We start from the raw sequence: 17807 nt of genomic DNA, 5'->3' as shown, positions 1-17807 counted from the left end.
GCCTGCGGACAGGACTATGGCGCTTGGCCGATCACGGGCTCCATGTGACGCAGCGGTCGCGGCCTTCCTGTTTGGCCCGGTAGAGGGCCGCGTCGGCGCGAGCCACCAGAGCATCGGCGCTGTCCACGTCCTCAGGGCCGACGGTGGCGAGCCCGATGCTTGCCGTCAGGCGCCCGCCGATGCCGCCGGGGTGCGTGATCTTGGCCGACGCGAGCGCATCCTTGACCGTGCGGGCAACCGCCAAGGCACCGGCGGCGGCGGTATCCGGCAGGACCAGGGCGAATTCCTCGCCGCCATAGCGTGCCGCGAAATCGTCCGGCCGGCTGGTCGTTTCCGACAGGATCCGGCCAAATTGCCGAAGCGCCTCGTCACCGGCCGGATGTCCGGCGCGGTCGTTGAGGATCTTGAAGAAGTCGAGGTCCAGCAACAGGAGGGACAGGGGCTCTCGCGTGCGCTGGAGCCGCCGCCACGCCAGGTCGAGCGCCGTATCGAAGGCGCGCCGGTTCGCCAGGCCGGTCAAGCCGTCGGTCGTGGAGGCCCGTTCGAGTTCCCGGTTGAGCCGCCAGAGTTCGAGCTCATCCATGGCAATCGCCCCGAGATCCTCCAGGGGAGACAGGTTGAACCCGTCGGCGGCTTGCGGCTCGCGCTTGAGGATGCACAGCGAAGCGACCGCGGCACCTTCATCCGTCACGAGCGGCACACCGGCGTAGAACCGAAAGGGCAGGAGGGGAACGACCGGATGCCCCTCGAGCCGTGAATCGGCCTGCATGTCTCCGATGACGAGAGGTTTTCCCGACGAGATCACGATCTGGCAGACCGACCGATCCCGCTCGATCCAGGGACCCACGCCTTCCCCTTGGATGGACTTCATCCATTGATAGCGATCGTCGATGAAGCCGATGAACGCAGCATCTGCTTGATAGAACTGGGCGGCCAGGCGCGTGATGCGGTCGAAGCGCTCGTCGGGAGACGTGTCGAGGATCCCGCAGGAAAAGAGGAAGTCGAGCCGTTCGGCTTCGTTGGACGGTGGCTGGGGCACGGCAAACACTTCAAAGTTCCTGTCAGGTCGCAAGGCAAACCAAGCTGCCGTCTCCTACCTCAGCAATGCACGAGCGGCTACTGCGGCTCTGACGGATTCCGCGAAAAATCGGTTGCATGGTCGGCGCGGTGCGTCAGACGCGATGGCATGATGGCATCGAAACGATACGATACAAAATTATACTTTAAGAGGTTCAGCCTTCAGGTCGTCCGAGGCGCCCGTCGCGATGCAACCCGCCTGAGCCGCATGTGTTGAACGGGTGATCCCAGACAGGAGCCCGTTATGGCAGAGACAGTGGCCGATTTCATATGGCAGCGCTTGCAGGAGTGGGGCGTACGCCGGGTCTACGGCTATCCGGGCGACGGCATCGGCGGCTTGATCGCGGCACTGGCGCGCGTGGAGGATGCTGTCGAGTTCGTCCAGGCGCGGCATGAGGAAATGGCCGGGCTGATGGCCTGCGCCGAGGCGAAGTTCACGGGCGAGGTCGGGGTCTGTATCGCGACCTCGGGGCCCGGGGCCATCCATCTCCTGAACGGTCTCTACGATGCCAAGCTCGATCACCAGCCGGTCCTGGCCCTCGTCGGGCAGCAGGCCCGCACGGCCCTTGGGGCGCATTACCAGCAGGATCTCGATCTGCAGGCGCTCTTCAAGGACGTGGCCGGCGCCTTTGTCGAGACGGCCTCGACGCCCGAGCAGGTGCGCCATCTGATCGACCGGGCCTACCGGATCGCCAAAGCCGAGAGGCGGGTCACGTGCGTGATCCTTCCCAACGACCTCCAGGCCGAGCCGATGGTTCACCCCACGCGCGAGCACGGGATGACGCATTCGGGTGTCGGGATCGAGATGTCGCCCGTCGTTCCGAACGCGGCGGCGCTCGGCCGGGCGGCGGAGGTGCTGAATGCGGGCAAGCGGATCGCCATCCTGGTCGGAGCCGGAGCGCTTGGGGCGACGGACGAAGTCATCGCCGTCGCGGAGCGCCTGGGCGCGGGCGTCGCCAAGGCGCTTCTCGGCAAAGCCGCGGTGCCGGACGACCTTCCATTCTGCACCGGGTCCATCGGCCTGCTCGGCACGAAGGCCAGTTGGGACCTGATGACGGAATGCGATACCTTGCTGATGGTCGGGTCGAGCTTTCCCTACACGGAGTTCCTGCCGAAGGAAGGCCAGGCCCGGGGCGTTCAGATCGATCTCGATGCCGGCATGCTGGGCCTGCGCTATCCCATGGAGGTCAACCTCGTGGGCGATGCGGCCGCCACCTTGGCGGCCCTGCTGCCGCTCCTCGACGAGAAGTCCGACCGGTCCTGGCGCGAGACCATCGAGACGAACATCGAGGACTCGCGCAAGCAGCTCGCCGGCATGGCCGCGGCGGCCGCTCAACCGATCAATCCTCAGCAGGTCGCGACGGAGCTGTCGCCGCGTCTGCCCGACCGCTGCATCGTGACCGCCGACAGCGGCACGACCACCGTGTGGTATGCGCGCGACCTCGCGTTCCGGCGCGGCATGATGGGCTCCGTCTCCGGAACCCTGGCGACCATGGGATGCGCGGTGCCCTATGCCATCGCGGCGAAGTTCGCCCATCCGGACCGGCCGGTGATCGCGCTCGTCGGCGACGGCGCCATGCAGATGAACGGCCTTGCCGAACTCATCACCATCGCGAAGTACCGCGACCGGTGGACCGATCCGCGCTTCGTCGTCATGGTCCTGAACAATCGCGACCTCGCCTACGTCACCTGGGAGGAGAGGGTGCAATCGGGTGACCCCAAATGGGAATCCTCGCAGGCGCTGCCCGACGTGCCTTATGCCCAGTTCGCGAAGTCCATCGGCCTCGACGGGCTACGCGTCGAGGATCCGGAGCAGATCGGCCCGGCGTGGGACAGGGCGCTCGCGGCGGACCGGCCCTTCGTGCTCGACATGGTGACCGACCCCAACGTGCCGCCTCTTCCGCCTCACATCACCCTGAAGCAGGCGCGCCACTTCATGGGAGCGCTCGTCAAGGGCGATCCCGATACCGGAAGCGTGCTGGCGAACACGGCGCGCGAGATCGTCGGATCGATCCTGCCGTCGAAAGACAAGTCTTAAAGCCGCCGGTCGCATCATCCGTTTTGGTCGGGTGCCCGGGAGGTATCTTCCCGGGCGCCTGCGCTTGTCTTACGCAACGGCGCGACCTAACATGCTAGTTGGTCCAGGTTCGCGACAGACGAACCAGATCCGGGAAGAACGCCATCCTAGGAGGATCATATGGCACGCGCTGCTCGCCTGTCTGTACTCGCATTTTCCGGCCTGTTGCTTTCGTCCGTTGCGTCCCTTGCCGCGCCGAAGAACGTTTCGGGCCCGGGGCCCGATCCGGGCTGCTTCAAGCCGTGGAATGCCCAGACCAAGTACATGCAATGGGATAAGAAGCCGGGTCCCTATCGCATCGCAGTGGTGAACGGCTTCGTCGGCAATACCTGGCGCATCCAGATGATCCAGACCGCCAAGGCCTACGCCGAGCAGCCTGGCATGAAGGACAAGATCAAGGAGCTGAAGGTCGTTTCGACCGGCACAGACGTCGCCGCGCAGCTCGGCGCCATCGAGGATTTCATCAACCAGGGCTACGACGCCATCATCACCATCGCGGTGGCGCCTGAGGGCTTCGACCGCGTGATCCGTCTGGCGGATCGCAACAACGTGGTGATCGTGCCCTTCGACAACGTGCTCGACACCGACAAGGTCATGCAGGTGAACGAGGACCAGCTCGAGATCGGTCGTCTCTCGGCGCGGCATCTCCTGAAAGAGCTGGGGCAGAAGCGCGACGGCAAGATCCTCGAGGTGCGGGGCCTGCCCGGCAACTCGGTGGACCGCGACCGCCATCTCGGATTCCGCGAGGTGATGGAGAAGGAAGGGAAGTTCCAGATCGTCGAGGTGGTGGGCAACTGGGACGACGGCACGGCCCAGAAGGCGACCGCCGACGCGCTCGCCGTGCACGGCAAGTTCGAAGCCGTGTTCACGCAGGGCGGGTCGACGGGATCCGTGCGCGCCATGATGGACGCGAAGCATCCCTTCGTGCCCATGGCGGGCGAGGGCGAGAACGGCTACCGCAAGCTCATCGCGCAGCATGCGGGCGAGGGGCTGAAGGGCTTCTCCTACAGCCAGTCGCCGGGTCTCGTGGCCATCTCCATGAAGGCTGCGCTCTCGGCGCTCGAAGGCAACCCGATGCCTCAGCTCATCTCGGTGCCGATTCCCGCTGTCGACTACACGACCCTCAAGGACAACGTGAACTACTGGTCGAACCTCTCCGACAATTTCTTCGCCGCCAATGAATTCCCGGCCTGCGGCGTGAACGTGACGGCGCCTGAGATCATGTCGAAGGACGCCAAGAACACGCAGTAGGAGGCATGCGGTCAAAGCACCCTGGGTCCTGTCCGGACGAACGTTCGGGCAGGACGCTCCTCTGATTGTCGAAGAGGCCCCATGCCCGCACCAGCGCCTTTCTTCGCCCTCGAGAACATCTCCAAACGCTATGGCGGCGTCCATGCCTTGCGGGATGTGGATTTCGCCTGCAGCCGCGGATCGATCCACGCCGTCCTGGGTGAGAACGGGGCCGGGAAGTCGACCCTGATGAAGATCATGGCGGGCGTCGTCCAGCCGGACGAAGGCCGCATGATGCTCGAGGGCGCCCCCGTCTCGTTTCCGAACCCGTCGGCGGCGAACCGGGCCGGGATCGTGTGCATCTTCCAGGAGCTCTCTCTCATGCCGGAGCTCACGGTCGCCGACAACATCACCCTGTCGAGCCCGCCGCGCCGGTTCGGGTTCATCGACGGCCGCGCGCAGCGCCGGCGATCGGAGGAACTGCTCGCCCGCGTCGGCTGCGAGGACATCAACCCCTTGAGCCGCGTGTCGGACCTGCCGCTCTCCCGGCGACAGATGGTCGAGATCGCGAAGGCGCTCGGCCGCGATCCGAAGCTTCTCATCCTCGACGAGGCGACCTCGGCCCTGACCTCCGCCGACGTGGACCGGGTCTATCGCATGCTGTTCGAGCTGAAGGCGCGGAACTTAAGCATCCTCTACATCTCCCATCGCATGCACGAGATCGACGCGCTGGCGGATCGCTGCTCCGTGTTTCGCAACGGGCGGCACATCGAAACCTTCGCCAAGGGTGCCCGAAGTCCCGACGAGATCATCGGCCTCATGATCGGGCGCGAGATCGAAGGGCAGTTTCCGCCAAAGCCCAGGCGGCCGCGTCCGCCGCCCCTCGTGACGATCCGGGATCTATCGTGGGAGAACCGCCTCAACGGCGTCGGACTCGAGGCGGGGCGCGGCGAGATCGTGGGGCTGGGCGGTCTCGACGGGCAGGGTCAGAAGGAACTGCTGCTCGCTCTCTTCGGCGTCCTGCGCGGCGTCCGGGGCACGGTGACCCTCGAAGGCGAGCCCATGGCCGCGACATCGCCGAAGGCCGCCAAGAGCGGACGGGCCCGGATGGCGCTCGTGCCGGAGGACCGCAAAAGCGAAGGGCTCATTCTCTCCATGTCGATCGCCGACAACATCGCCATGGCCTCGCTCGATCGTCTCTCGCACGGAATGTTCATCGATGCGGGCCGCACCCGGCGTGCCGTGGAGCGGGCCATCGAACAGCTGCGGATCAAGATCGGCAATGCGGGCGATCCGGTTTCGACCCTGTCGGGCGGGAACCAGCAGAAGGTGGTGCTCGCCAAGTGGCTCGCGACGGAGCCCGACGTGATCCTGCTCAACGACCCGACCCGCGGCATCGACGTCGGAACGAAGCAGGAGATTTACCGGCTCATGCGTGAGCTCGCGGAGGAGGGCGCCTGCATCCTGTTCTACTCGACCGATTACGAGGAACTGATCGGCTGCTGCGACCGGGTCGCCGTCATGTATGACGGCCGCATCATCCGCGAACTGGAAGGCGAGGACATCACGGAGCGCAACCTGATCGCCAGCGCGCTCAACATCGCCGAGCGGCGGGAGCCGGCTCATGTCTGACACGGTGCTCACTCCCGCCGCAGCAGAACCGCAGGAGAAGGCCCGCCGGTGGGGTGCCGACCTGGGTCTGAGGTGGCGGCAGCACGCCGGCATCCTCGGTGCGCTTGCGCTCTTCCTCGTGCTCTACCTGTTCTACCAGGTGAGCCATCCCCGCGGTTTCACGGGGCAGATCCTGATCCAGAACGCCAACGAGGTCTTCGCCCTGGCGCTCGTGTCCATGGCGCAGACGGTGCCCGTGCTGATGGCGGGCCTCGATCTTTCGGTCGGCGCCGTGATGACCCTCGTGGGCTGCATCGCCAGCCACCTCGTCGACGGCAGCCCGGCCGAGATCGCGCTCGGCATCGCGGCCTGCATCGCATCAGGCGCCGCATGCGGCTTCGTGAACGGATGCGTGGTCGTCTATGGACGCATCCAGCCCATCATCGCGACGCTCGCCACGAGCGCGATCTATATGGGGCTCGCCCTCATCCTGCGGCCGACACCCGGCGGCAAGGTGCAGGAGGACCTGTCCTGGGCCGTAACGAGCGACGTACGCGAGTTCGCGTCAACCTTCGGGCTCTTCGACGGCGGCGAGGTCGCCTGGCTGCAGCCCTTCGCGTGGATCCCGGTGCCGCTCGTCCTGCTCGCGCTGATCGTGCTCGTGATCTGGGTGCCGTTCACCCGTTCCGTCACGGGGCGCACGGTCTATGCAATCGGATCCTCCGAGAGCGCCGCCTACATGTCGGGCCTGCCGATCAACCGGGCGAAGCTCGCGGCCTTCACGTTGGCCGGCCTCTTCGCCGGTCTCGGCGGCCTGTTCCTTGCGCTCCAGACCTCGTCGGGCAACGCCGACATTCCCCAGGCCGGAGCCTATACGCTGAATTCCATCGCGGCCGTGGTCATCGGCGGCACCTCGCTTCTCGGGGGCACCGGCAGCGCCGTCGGGTCCATGATCGGCGCGATGGTGCTGCGCACGATCTCCTTCAACTTCCGCATCTTCGACGTGGCCCCCCTTCTGCAGCCTCTCTTCGAGGGGCTCGTGCTTCTCGCCGCCGTGAGCCTCGGTGGCCTGAAGCTGCTGCGTCTCAAGAACAAGCTCGAGGTGTTCCGGTGAGTAGAGCCGCCGACATGACCATCGCGCCGAGGAGCCTGCGCCTCGGGCCCGACGACAAGCCCGTGGTCTTCGCGGCCGGCTTCGTCCTGCTCATCCTGCTCGTCGGGACAGGCTACACGCTCTACACGCAGGGCAGCGCGCCGCTCCTTCAGCCGCAATATCTACTGCAGCAGCTGCAGGTGGGGTCCTTTCTCGGCATCGTGGCGGCAGGTCTCATGGTCGTCATCCTGCTCGGCCATATCGACCTTTCGGTGCCCTGGACCCTGACCGCCGCCGCCATGATGGCAACCGCCTTCGGCGGTCCCTGGGCGATTCCCGCTGGTATCGGCGTCGGCCTCCTCGTCGGCATCGTCAACGGGCTCGGCGTCGCGTATCTGCGCGTGCCCTCCATGATCTTCACGCTCGGCATGAATGCCGTGATGCGCGGCCTCATGGTGGCGCATACCGGCGGCTTCGCCCCGCAGACGGCAGCGACGGACCTGATGCAATATCTTGCGGTCGCCCGCGTCGGCGGCGTGATCCCGATGGCGCTCCTCGTGTGGCTCGCCGTCTCCGTGGTGGTCGTGGCGATCCTGACGCGCACGACTCTCGGCCGTTCCATCTATGCCATCGGCAATCGTGAGCGAGCCGCCTTTCTCTCGGGCATCGACACGAACCGCGTGATCCTCATCGCCTTCGCACTTTCGGGCGCGGCAGCGGGCCTTGCCGGCGTGCTGCTGGCCGGGTACTCGACCAAGGCCTACCAGGGCATGGGCGATGCCTATCTGCTGCCGGCGATCGCGGCCGTGGTCATCGGCGGCACCAACATCCTGGGCGGACGAGGACGCTATCTCGGCACCCTCGTGGGCGTCATCCTGATCGTGCTGTTGAACTCGGTCCTCTCCATCATGCAGATGCCCGAGGCCGGACGCCAGATCATCTATGGGAGCGTCATCATCGCCATGCTGCTCGTCTACGGGCGTGGCGCCCGCGTCACGGGGTAGGTCCGCCACGTTGCGCGGAGTGCCGAGATCAACGCTCTACAGCGCACTCAAATCCCGCTGGAGCTGAGCGGGGTCGATGGCCACTTTCAGGACCGTTCCGCCGAAATCCAGGACGAGCACGGGCTTCTCGCCGCCATGCTCGATGCGCGTGCTCAAGGGCTGCACCGGCACGCTCTTGAAATGGTTCGGCCCGGCATTCGGGGCGAACTCCCTCGGCGGCTTGCCCCGGTGTGTCCGCACCATCTCGCCGAGCAGGTCCGTCACGATGGGCGTGGAATCCACCGCGCTGAGGAGAACCTCGTATTCCCGGTCCGTCTCGGTGCGGACCCCTAAGCCGATGATCGCGCCGTCGTCCGACACCTGGACCCGCCAGGCCTTTGAGCCGATTTTCTTGACCAAACCCGTTCCTCCCGAAGCACTGCCATCCGGCGCGCCAACCGATAGCCTGCACCACCGGCTCCCTGTCAATCCCGATGGGGCGGGCGTCGAGCACCTCGCAGCCCCAAAGTTCAGGTGGCGGTTCACCTCTCCTTGAGGGAGAGGTGAGGGCGCCGCGTCCCTCTGAGCCCATCTCCAAAACAGGAACAATGCCTAAGAAAAAATGGCCAAACGGGGCGCAATTTAAGATCTTTTTAGGCATGCTGTGGGATCCAGAGCCTCCTTGTCAGGAGACTTTCATGCCTCTCGGTTTGCGTCCGTTCAACTCAACCCATGCGAAGGTTCGGGCGCTCGACACGACGTTTGCGACAATCACATTCGACCCGGCCGGCAATATCATTGAGGCAAACGACGGTTTTCTGTCACTCGTCGGGTATCGCCTGGAGGAGATCCGCGGCCGGCATCACCGCATCTTCGTCGATCCGGCCGAAGCTGAAGCTCCCGCCTATGCGATGTTCTGGCAGGATCTGCGTCGAGGACATCATCAATCGGCCGAGTTTCGCCGCCTCGGAAAGGACGGACGCGAAATCTGGCTGCGGGCGAGCTACGTGCCCATCCTCAATCGAAAGGGCACGGTCGCGCAGATCATCAAACTTGCCACGGACATCACGGCCGAGCGGCTTCGTCAGGCAGATTTCGACGGCCAGATCGCCGCGATCAACCGTTCGCAGGCCGTGATCCATTTCGCTCTCGACGGAACGATCACGGACGCGAACGAACTCTTTCTGCAGACGATGGGCTATGAGCTCGATGCCGTGAAGGGCAAGCATCACCGCATGTTCGTTCCGGCGGAATACGCTGCGAGTTCCGAATACCAAGAGCTGTGGCAGAAGCTCAATCGAGGCGAGTACCTGTCCGGCGAGTTCAAGCGCGTGGCGAGGAACGGCCGGGAGGTGTGGCTTCAAGCGAGCTACAATCCGATCTTCGACGGCAATGGCCGTCTGTTCAAGGTCGTGAAATACGCGTCGGACATCACGGTGGCGAAGCGGCGGGCTGCCGAGGCGGCCGCTCAGGTCGCCGCGATGAGCCGGTCACAGGCGGTCATTCACTTCGACATGAATGGCGTGATCCTCGACGCGAACCAGAACTTCCTCAACACGATGGGCTACACGCTGGAGGAGATCCGCGGGCAGCATCATCGCATGTTCGTCTCAAACGCCTATGCGGCAAGCCCTGAATATGCGGGTCTCTGGGAGTCCCTGCGCGCCGGCCGGTATTCGGCGGCCGTCTACCAGCGCGTCGCCAAGGGCGGGCGCGAGGTCTGGATCCAGGGCAACTACAACCCCGTCCTCGATGCGGAAGGGCGGCCCTTCAAGGTGGTCAAGTTCGCGACCGACATCACCCGGAGCATGAATGTCCGGGGCGAGGCGATCCAGACGGCCGAGCAGACGCTCGGCAACGTCCAGGCGATCGCGACGGCAGCCGAGGGCATGAACGTCACGGCGGGGGCGATCTCGGGGCGTATGCAGGAATCGCGCAGCGCCGTCGACGAGATCCATGTCAGGACGCAGGGCGCCGACGCATCGACGACCAAGCTGCGCGACGCCGCGCAGTCCATGGACGGCGTCGTTCAGGCGATCACAATCATCGCCGAGAAGATCAACCTTCTGGCCTTGAACGCCACCATCGAGGCGGCCCGCGCGGGCGATGCGGGCCGGGGTTTCGCGGTCGTGGCGAGCGAAGTGAAGAACCTCGCCAATCAGGCCGCGCAGGCGACCGCGCGCATCTCGGGCGAGATCCTGTCGATGCAGACCGTCTCGGGAGACGTGGAGCAGGCGCTCGCCTCGATCAGCGCGGCCGTCACGGAGGTGAGGGGCTTCATCGTCGAAACCGCCGATGCCATCGAAAGGCAGAGCGCCGTGACGACCGAGGTCTCGCGCAACATCAAGATCGCCGCCGGCGGCGTGGCGGGGATTGCGCGCAGCCTCGACGAGTGGGTCGTGGGCGTGGAGGAGCGCCGTTCGAGCGAGCGCACGCGCGTGAGCCGCCCGGCGCGGATCAGGCTCTCAGCTCTCTCGGGCAAGGCTCAGGAGATCGAATGCATGGTGCTGAACATGTCCGAGAGCGGCGCGAAGATCAGCGTCGCGACGGTCGATGTTCCGGATCGCTTCGTTCTCAAGATCGACGGTGAGGATGTGCCGCGGACCTGTGAGGTGGTGCGACGGAGCGAGCAGGAACTCGGCGTCCGGTATCTTTAATCCGTATTCCGTTCCGGCGCGACGCATGGTGCCAGGTTGCACCATGCATCGGCAGGGATGATCGTTATCGCTCGGCCGACCTGCGCGCGCCGCCGTCGATCTGCTGGCCGATCAGCGCGATGGCCTGCTGGTAGACCGATGCGGCGTTCCAGGCCTGGATCGCCCGGAAGTTGGGCTCGCCCGGCTGGTATCCGGCGCCGGCGCGCCAGCCGTGGGCCTTGAGGAAGTTGGCGGTCGCCTCGAGGGCGTCGGCGGTGTTGTCGAGATTGCCGCCCCGGCCGTATTGCAGGATGTTCTTGGGCATGAACTGGGTCTGGCCGATCTCGCCATGCATGGACCCGCGCGTGCTGCCGGAGAGGACGCCGCGGTCGATCAGCTCAAGGGCCGCATAGAGCTGGTCGGTGAAGAATTCCGACCGGCGGCAATCGTACGCGAGGGTCGCCACGGCCGAGAGCGTGTTCTGGTTGCCGCGCTGGGTTCCGAAGGCCGTCTCCATGCCCCAGATGGCGATCAGCGGGCCGGGCGGGACGCCGTAGCGCTGCTCGAGCGATGCGAAGAGAGACGCGTTCGACTGCTTGAGCGAACGCCCGCGCGAGACGATCACCGACGCGCCGCGCTTGGCCATGAACTGGTCGAGCGTAAGCCGGAAGCTCTTCTGGCCCCGGTCGGCCCGGATGGTGGCCGTCGCGTAATCCGTGTTCATGAGCGCGGAAATCGCCGTCTGGCCGACGCCGTTGGCTTTCGCTTCCTGCGAGAATTCCCGTTTCCAGTTCTCGAAGCCGGCCGCGCTGTTGCCGCATTGCGCGGCCTGTGCCGTGTGGGTCATCCCGACGAGCGACGCCAAGGCGGTGAAAGCGGCGATCCTGTACTGCCAGCCCCTGATCATTCGTTTTCCCTTCCGGATCGGTTGCGCCGGACCGATGCTGTCGCATCATCCCGGCCAAGTTGAGGCATAATGGTCAAGCTTCGTAACGCTTAGTCAAGGTTGACGGTTCCCAGGCCGAAGCCGGTCTTGTCGGGCGTGATCCAGACCGCTCCCCCTCCGACCACCATGCCCCTGTCCCGCACGAACACGCTCTCGAAGGTGGACTTGGCGACCGCCTCGCGCACGGCGGCGTTCAGGACCGTCTCCTTCGCGGCGACCAGTTGCGCGCGGTTGCGCAGGGTGCGCCTGACCCTGCCGGTGACGGCGAGGGGATAATGGGTCACGCGGGCGAGAAGTTCGATATCGCCCGACCGGAAGGCGGCCTTCACGCGCCTGAAGCCGTAATAAGCCTCGTAGGGATCGAACTTCTGGGCGCGGTAGCTCGCCTCGATGTCCGGATTGAGCTTCGGCCGCGAGAAGCCGGATTCCGGCGTCCTGACCGGCAGGTCGAGGGAGCGGCGCAATTCCCGCGCGAGGAGGTTCAGGGCCCGGTAGCGGTCGTAGACGGCCTGGAGGTCCGGGGAGCGGCCCGGGCCGGTTCCTGATGCGAGCGAATTCGTGATCTCCTGCTTGGCGGCTTTGGTGTCCGATGACGCATTGCGCCCGCCGCGGGACTTGGCCGCGTCCTCCAGCTTCGCGTCGAGCTGGTTGCTGGCGATCCAGAGCCGTTCCTCGACCTCGGCCAGAACCTCTTCGTGCGAGGGCCGGACGGCGGGACCCTTCGCCAGATCGGCCGGAAGGGCCTTCATGGCATCCTGGGGATCGGGGCCCTTCTCATCCGACGGGTAGTGGGGATCGATCTTGTAGGTCCGCCCGTAGACCTTGACGAAGAAGGGATCGGCCCGGGCCGGAAGCACGACGGACAGCGCGAGCCAACAGCAGAGCGCTCCAAGGATCCGGGCCGAGACGCCGTTCATGACCGTGCTGGCTCCATGGAAGGTGCTCGCAACATGATACGATGCGTGGGGCGAAGAAGGAATGAGGAGAGGGGGTATGGCCAGGGTTACGGCGACTGCAGCCAGGTTATTTTGCGCAGTGCCAAACACCCTGAGCCCTCATCCTGAGGAGCCGCTGCAAGCGGCGTCTCGAAGGACGAGGGCGTCTCCAGTGCTCTCTGAACGATCCTTCGAGACGGTGCTTCGCACCTCCTCAGGATGAGGTAGGTGAGTGAGCAAATGGTTGGGTCACCAGCGCGTGGTCGTTATGCTTCCCTACCGCCCCTTGCGCCGCGTGCTCCGGGACGGCGCGCGCAGGCTGTAGCGCTGCAGGTCGTTCCGGTCGCGATTGGCGATCTTGTCCTGGCGCTCGCCGGACAGGACGGCGACGATGTCGTCCCGCACGGCCGGAAAGATCCGGTAATAATTATGGCTCTCGAAATCCTGGCTCGGATCGATGGCGTCGCTCACGTCCACGGCCGTGACCTTGTCGCTGATGGCCGCCATGTTCTCCGGTCCGTTCACGCCTAAGCGCGGCCCGTTGAACTTGGTCACCGAACTCAAGGTGGAGAGGATCCAGTCCTTCCGGGTGTGGTACACGGTGACGCGGTTGCCGAGGCGGGGCAGGTAGCGCAGCTCCTTGACGTCCTCCAGTGCATCCTCGTCCTCGTCGGCGGCGGCCAGGACGATCTGGTCGAAGGTCTGGCGCAGGCGGTTGGGATCGGGCGCCTCGGTCGGCAGGGCGACGAGGGCCGGGACGGGGCGCTCCTCCACATCCGGCGCCGGCAGGTCGGCCGTGCGGACATATTCGCGCGGCTCGCCCTGGGGCACCTGCATCAGGGCCTGCACGGCATAACGGAACGCGTAGTTCCCCATGCTGTGGCAGATGAGGTGCAGCGGCTGGCGGCAGACCGCCCGGCGGGGCAGATTGTCGATGAAGTCGTAGAGAATGCGCATGGTGCGGGCAATCGCCACGCCGGAGCCGCGCGCGGTGCCGCGGTCATGGAAGTAATCGGTGTAGGGCAGGGGCGTCGGCAGGGGCGTTCCAATGGACGGCCAGGTGAACGAGAACACGTTGGCGTCGATGCCGTAGAAAGTGAGAATGCCGGCGGCCCGCTCGATGGCGTCCTCGAAGGTGTTCGAGAAGCCGTGGATCACCACGAGGGTCGGACGTCCGCCATCCTGCATGTCCTGCCGCAACTTCTCGAAGATGTCGCGGCTGCCCCGCTGGATGTTCGGCCCGATCAGCTGCTCCGGCGCCACATAGAGCGAGCCCGGCACGAAGCTGGACTTCGTGCCCGTGACGCTCGCCTGCGCGGACCCGAACCGCACCGCCGTGCCGTCGATGGGGCCGGGCTCCGAACCGAAACCGACGATCGTCTCCCCCCTCCCGTCGGTGAGCGGCATGCGGTTGGTTGCGAAATAGACCGTCACGTTCTGCGCCATGGCCCGTCTCTCCAGCCGGAGCAGTGTGTCATGCGGGAGGTGCGGTGTCAGCGACAACGGCGGGGTATGGGATCGACGCCAACCCTTGTTTTCCATCGGCGATCCCGGATAACTCTGGGATGAGCGGCAGGAAGGCAGGCGCATGCGTGTTCGGATCGGCTATCAACCCTCGATCACCGCGCTTTTCGTGGCGGTGGTTCTGGCTGTCGGCCTGTCCCTGGTTTACCTGAGCTTCGAGCGGGCCCGGTCGATCACCCGCTCGGCCGCGTTGTCCTTCATCGACCGCGTCGCCGATCAAACGACCGACCGGGTGGACGGACAGTTCAAGGACGTCCTCGATATCCTGGCCGTGCTGCGTCAGCTCAAGCCTGTCGAGGCCGGCGCGATCCAGGACAATCCGGAACTTTACGCGATCCTGGCCGCGCTCCTGCGCCAGCACGAACAGCTTTACAATCTCTATGTCGGATATGCCGACGGCGGCCTTGTCGAACTCGATGTCCTTGATCGCGCCGGACCGGGATTGCGCGCCCGGCTCAAGCCTCCGGCGGGGACGGTGTTCCGGCTCACGATCATCGATACGCCGAAGGACGGGACGTCGAGAAGACGCTTCACGTCTTACCTGTCTTCCAACCTCGAGATTCTCGCCCAGGAGCAGCGGGAGGCGGATTACGATCCGCGCGAGCGGCCCTGGTATCGGGATGCGTTCGAGCCGGGCGCCGGTGCCGTCACGGAGCCTTACGTCTTCGAAATCGCCAACCTGATCGGCTATACGGTGCGTGCGCCGTTCACGCAGGGACGGGGCGGGATCGCCGCCGGGGATATCCTGCTCGTCGATGCCGAAGCCTTTCTTCGATCCCAGAAGCTCGGGACCTCCGGTGTCGTGTTTCTCTTCGACGACAGCGGCAAGGTCGTCGCACATCCGCGCATGTCGGAATTCCTGTCCACCCAAGGGGCGAATGTTCCGCTCGACCTGCCGCCCCTCGACCGGATGCTGGGCGTCGACATCACTCAGCCCTTGGATGCATGGCAGCGGGGCGGCTCGGCGCAGCAGATCTTCGACGATGCCGACGGGCGAACCTATGTGGCGGCCTTCCGGCCGATCAAGACCTCCGGCTCCTCCGGTCTCCGGCTTGCCGTCGTGGCGCCGCTCGACGAGTTCTTCGCGGAAATCGAGGAGAGCCGGCGCAGCCTTGTTCTCCTGGCGCTCGGCTTCGTTCTCGCGTCCCTCCCGATCATCGCGGGAATCGGCTTGCTGCTCTCCCGATCCATGAAGGCGCTCGCGGCCGAAACGGATCGCATCCAGAGATTCGACACCAACGGTCCGGCCACGGATGTGCGTTCGATCATCCGCGAGATCGACGATCTCGGGCGGTCGGTCTCCACCATGCGAACCGTGGTGCGGACCTTCGCGACCTTCGTTCCGAAGCGCCTGGTCCAGCAGCTCCTCGCGACGGGCGATGCCCTCCGGCTCGGCGGCTCGCGACGCGAGGTCACGATCCTGTTCACCGACATCGCCGGCTTCACGCAGATCACCGAGAAGGCCGATCCCGAGCAGGTGATGCTCCGCACGTCGCATTATCTCGCGGCTCTCTCGGCGGTGATCATGGAGCATGGCGGCACGGTGGACAAATTCGTCGGCGATGCGGTCATGGCCATCTGGAACGCCCCGGCGGACGATCCCGATCATGTCGCCCGTGCCTGCGCAGCCGTGCTGGCCTGCCGCGAGGCCAATCGGAAGCTCAACGAGGAATTCGAAAAGGAAGGGTGGCCCGCTTATCGGACGCGCTACGGCCTCCATACCGGAGAAGCGGTCGTCGGCACCATCGGATCCTCCGACCGCATGGCCTACACGGTCCTCGGCGCGGCGGTGAACCTGGCCGCGCGGCTGGAGCCGCTCAACAAGGATTACGGCACCGAAATCCTGGTCAGCGACGCCGTCCGCGAGCGCGCCGCCGACCTATTCGCGTTCCGGATGGTGGATACGATCCAGCCGAAAGGGTTCGAGGCCACGGTGCGCGTGTACGAACTCTGCGGCGCGTTGGAGGAGAGGGTTGGGGATGGCCGGGAGTGATTCCATTCATTGTCATTCCGGGGCGAGCGTTAGCGAGAACCCGGAACCCATAGCCACGACATAGAAGGAAAGAGCGATCAACGTCACGCCGCTTACTGCACTGTCAGCGGTTATGGGTTCCGGGTTCGGCTCTTGCGAGCCGCCCCGGAATGACAGGTGCGTTGAACGAAGAATATCAGGGCTCATGCTGCGCGCCGCTGTCATCCTCAGGCCGAGCGAATTGAGGGAGGGGGATCCATGGCGTTGTGCTTGGTCGTGGATTCCCTTCCCCTCCGCTGATGCTCCGGCCGGGAATGACACCGATGGTGCTCTCCCAATCGACATCACCGGCACAAGGCCGGTGATGACGTGGCGTGTTATGGAGTGGGCTCGATCTGCCCCCCTAATTCACCTTCCGCAGCACGGCGTTGCCGTCGTCGAGAAGATGCTGGGCTGCGTCGGCGATCGACATCTGACCGAAGGCGACCTGGTCGGCCACTTTGCGCATGACGTTGTTGTCGAACTCGACGGCCCCGACCGGGACGGGCGGCGGGTAGTCGCTCACCTTGTCGGCCAGAAGGTTGACGTAATCGACCGTCGCGCGCTCGACCTCGTTCAGGTTCGGCAGGATGGCCTCGCGGACCTTGGGCGACATGGGCACGCCGCGCTCGACGCCGAGGATCTTGCCGGCTTCCACGTCGTTGACGAAGAAGCTGATGAAGGCCGCTGCCTTGTCCGGGTTCTTGCTCGTCGCGCCGATGCTCCAGATCAGGGCCGGGCGATAGTAGTGGCCGGATTTCGTGCCGGGGCCGTTCGTCGGCACCATGGTGATCCCGAGCTTGTTCTTGGTGAGGAGCTGGTAGCCGATGAGCTGGTTCGAGTAGGTGAGGCCCATGGCCGACTTGCCGAGCGCAAGCGCGTTGCGCTCGATCTGAGACTGGTCGAGGGTCTGCACGTCCGCCGGGACGCAGCCGTTTCGTTTGCGCAGGTCTTCCCAGTAGCTGAACCACTCCTTCGCATCGTCCACGGTGAAACCGAGCTTGGCGTCTTCCGTGAACAGGCGCTTGTCGCGCTGGCGCAGCCATACGTCGAACACGTAGTGATAGCGGGCCCCGTAGGGAGCGCCCCAGTAATCGGGCCGGCCTACCGCCTTGGTGAGATCGACCGCCGTGTCGGCAAACTGCTTCCAGGTCGTCTCGTGGGTCGGCGGCTTGATGCCGGCCTTCTCGAACACCGTCTGGTCGTAGAACAGCGAGAACGAGTTGAGGCCGAGCGCGACGCCCCAGAGCTTGCCGTTTGCCCGGCAGAGATCGACCATCTTGTCGCCGAAGGTGGAAATGTCGAGCTGCTTGCCGACATACTCGTCCATGGGCTTCGCCGCGCCGCGTCCGGCATAATCGGCAAGGCTGTTCGGCTCGAGCTGGAACACGTCGGCGATGTTGCGCCCGGCCATCTGCGTGCCGATCTTCGTCCAGTAGTCGGCACCGACGGGTTCGCCGGCGATCTCGATTCCGGTGCGCTCGGTGAAGAGCTTGCCGACCTCAGTGGTGCGCTTCGCCCGGTCCGGCGATCCCCACCAGGTGGCGCGCAGCCTTCCGCCTTCCGCCTGCGCCCAGCTCATGCCGGGAGCATTGACGGCCGCGGCACCGCCGAGGGCAAGGGCCGATTTCAGCAAGGTACGACGATTCAGATCAGTCTTCATGGCTTCCTCCCAATCGCTTCT

The 17807-nt window shown here is 65.4% G+C and carries 13 protein-coding genes; 7 read left to right on the top strand and 6 right to left on the bottom strand.

Features of this window, described 5'->3' with window-relative positions:
- Positions 1-31: 31 nt before the first annotated feature.
- Entirely contained in the window at positions 32-1039 is a 1008-nt protein-coding gene (locus tag DDF70_RS09215) for a sensor domain-containing diguanylate cyclase (RefSeq protein ID WP_245435421.1), read from the bottom strand.
- Between the two features lie 282 nt (positions 1040-1321).
- On the opposite strand from DDF70_RS09215, the gene DDF70_RS09210 reads away from it, so the two are divergent.
- From DDF70_RS09210 to DDF70_RS09190, 5 genes are all read left to right on the top strand, one after another.
- Positions 1322-3115, top strand: coding sequence for a thiamine pyrophosphate-requiring protein (locus DDF70_RS09210; RefSeq protein ID WP_114944571.1), 1794 nt, complete (start codon positions 1322-1324; stop codon positions 3113-3115).
- A 159-nt stretch (positions 3116-3274) separates the two neighbouring features.
- A complete protein-coding gene (locus DDF70_RS09205; RefSeq protein WP_114944570.1) occupies positions 3275-4405 on the top strand; it encodes a sugar ABC transporter substrate-binding protein in 1131 nt (376 codons plus the stop codon).
- 81 nt (positions 4406-4486) lie between these two features.
- Positions 4487-6016, top strand: a complete 1530-nt coding sequence (locus DDF70_RS09200) for a sugar ABC transporter ATP-binding protein (protein WP_114944569.1) — start codon at positions 4487-4489, stop codon at positions 6014-6016.
- Entirely contained in the window at positions 6009-7109 is a 1101-nt protein-coding gene (locus DDF70_RS09195) for an ABC transporter permease (protein ID WP_114944568.1), read from the top strand. The genes DDF70_RS09200 and DDF70_RS09195 overlap by 8 nt, the downstream gene beginning before the upstream one ends.
- A gap of 14 nt (positions 7110-7123) precedes the next feature.
- Positions 7124-8092, top strand: a complete 969-nt coding sequence (locus DDF70_RS09190; RefSeq protein ID WP_114944567.1) for an ABC transporter permease — start codon at positions 7124-7126, stop codon at positions 8090-8092.
- A 36-nt stretch (positions 8093-8128) separates the two neighbouring features.
- Here the strand turns inward: DDF70_RS09190 and DDF70_RS09185 are convergent, their stop codons facing one another.
- Positions 8129-8491 carry a hypothetical protein gene (locus DDF70_RS09185; RefSeq protein WP_114944566.1) on the bottom strand — a complete coding sequence of 121 codons (363 nt, stop codon included), beginning with the start codon at positions 8489-8491 and terminating at the stop codon, positions 8129-8131.
- Positions 8492-8769: 278 nt separating this feature from the next.
- Between DDF70_RS09185 and DDF70_RS09180 the strand changes: the two genes are divergently transcribed.
- The gene (locus DDF70_RS09180) at positions 8770-10728 is read left to right on the top strand and encodes a methyl-accepting chemotaxis protein (protein WP_114944565.1); all 1959 of its coding nucleotides are present in this window, start codon (positions 8770-8772) and stop codon (positions 10726-10728) included.
- Positions 10729-10792: 64 nt separating this feature from the next.
- Here the strand turns inward: DDF70_RS09180 and DDF70_RS09175 are convergent, their stop codons facing one another.
- From DDF70_RS09175 to DDF70_RS09165, 3 genes are all read right to left on the bottom strand, one after another.
- The gene (locus tag DDF70_RS09175) at positions 10793-11614 is read right to left on the bottom strand and encodes a lytic murein transglycosylase (RefSeq protein ID WP_114944564.1); all 822 of its coding nucleotides are present in this window, start codon (positions 11612-11614) and stop codon (positions 10793-10795) included.
- A gap of 89 nt (positions 11615-11703) precedes the next feature.
- Positions 11704-12570, bottom strand: a complete 867-nt coding sequence (locus tag DDF70_RS09170) for a hypothetical protein (protein ID WP_114944563.1) — start codon at positions 12568-12570, stop codon at positions 11704-11706.
- A gap of 294 nt (positions 12571-12864) precedes the next feature.
- Complete coding sequence (locus DDF70_RS09165) at positions 12865-14034, bottom strand: alpha/beta hydrolase (protein WP_245435420.1); 1170 nt, start codon at positions 14032-14034, stop codon at positions 12865-12867.
- A gap of 142 nt (positions 14035-14176) precedes the next feature.
- On the opposite strand from DDF70_RS09165, the gene DDF70_RS09160 reads away from it, so the two are divergent.
- On the top strand, positions 14177-16105 hold the full coding sequence (locus DDF70_RS09160) for an adenylate/guanylate cyclase domain-containing protein (protein ID WP_114944562.1): 1929 nt from the start codon (positions 14177-14179) through the stop codon (positions 16103-16105).
- A 382-nt stretch (positions 16106-16487) separates the two neighbouring features.
- Here the strand turns inward: DDF70_RS09160 and DDF70_RS09155 are convergent, their stop codons facing one another.
- The gene (locus DDF70_RS09155; RefSeq protein ID WP_114944561.1) at positions 16488-17786 is read right to left on the bottom strand and encodes an ABC transporter substrate-binding protein; all 1299 of its coding nucleotides are present in this window, start codon (positions 17784-17786) and stop codon (positions 16488-16490) included.
- Positions 17787-17807: the final 21 nt, after the last annotated feature.

The organism is Microvirga calopogonii (assembly GCF_003347665.1).
In the GTDB taxonomy this organism is placed as follows: Bacteria; Pseudomonadota; Alphaproteobacteria; order Rhizobiales; family Beijerinckiaceae; genus Microvirga; species Microvirga calopogonii.
The sequence above is the reverse complement of the archived record's forward strand: the minus strand, read 5'-3'. Positions and strand labels throughout refer to the sequence as shown.

Bases quoted from the DNA above. Each gene is read 5' to 3' on its own strand.
- DDF70_RS09210 (WP_114944571.1), top strand. From the start codon at position 1,322: ATGGCAGAGACAGTGGCCGATTTCATATGGCAGCGCTTGCAGGAGTGG.
- DDF70_RS09205 (WP_114944570.1), top strand. From the start codon at position 3,275: ATGGCACGCGCTGCTCGCCTGTCTGTACTCGCATTTTCCGGCCTGTTG.
- DDF70_RS09200 (WP_114944569.1), top strand. From the start codon at position 4,487: ATGCCCGCACCAGCGCCTTTCTTCGCCCTCGAGAACATCTCCAAACGC.
- DDF70_RS09195 (WP_114944568.1), top strand. From the start codon at position 6,009: ATGTCTGACACGGTGCTCACTCCCGCCGCAGCAGAACCGCAGGAGAAG.
- DDF70_RS09190 (WP_114944567.1), top strand. From the start codon at position 7,124: ATGACCATCGCGCCGAGGAGCCTGCGCCTCGGGCCCGACGACAAGCCC.
- DDF70_RS09180 (WP_114944565.1), top strand. From the start codon at position 8,770: ATGCCTCTCGGTTTGCGTCCGTTCAACTCAACCCATGCGAAGGTTCGG.
- DDF70_RS09175 (WP_114944564.1), bottom strand. From the start codon at position 11,614: ATGATCAGGGGCTGGCAGTACAGGATCGCCGCTTTCACCGCCTTGGCG.
- DDF70_RS09170 (WP_114944563.1), bottom strand. From the start codon at position 12,570: ATGAACGGCGTCTCGGCCCGGATCCTTGGAGCGCTCTGCTGTTGGCTC.
- DDF70_RS09165 (WP_245435420.1), bottom strand. From the start codon at position 14,034: ATGGCGCAGAACGTGACGGTCTATTTCGCAACCAACCGCATGCCGCTC.
- DDF70_RS09160 (WP_114944562.1), top strand. From the start codon at position 14,177: ATGCGTGTTCGGATCGGCTATCAACCCTCGATCACCGCGCTTTTCGTG.
- DDF70_RS09155 (WP_114944561.1), bottom strand. From the start codon at position 17,786: ATGAAGACTGATCTGAATCGTCGTACCTTGCTGAAATCGGCCCTTGCC.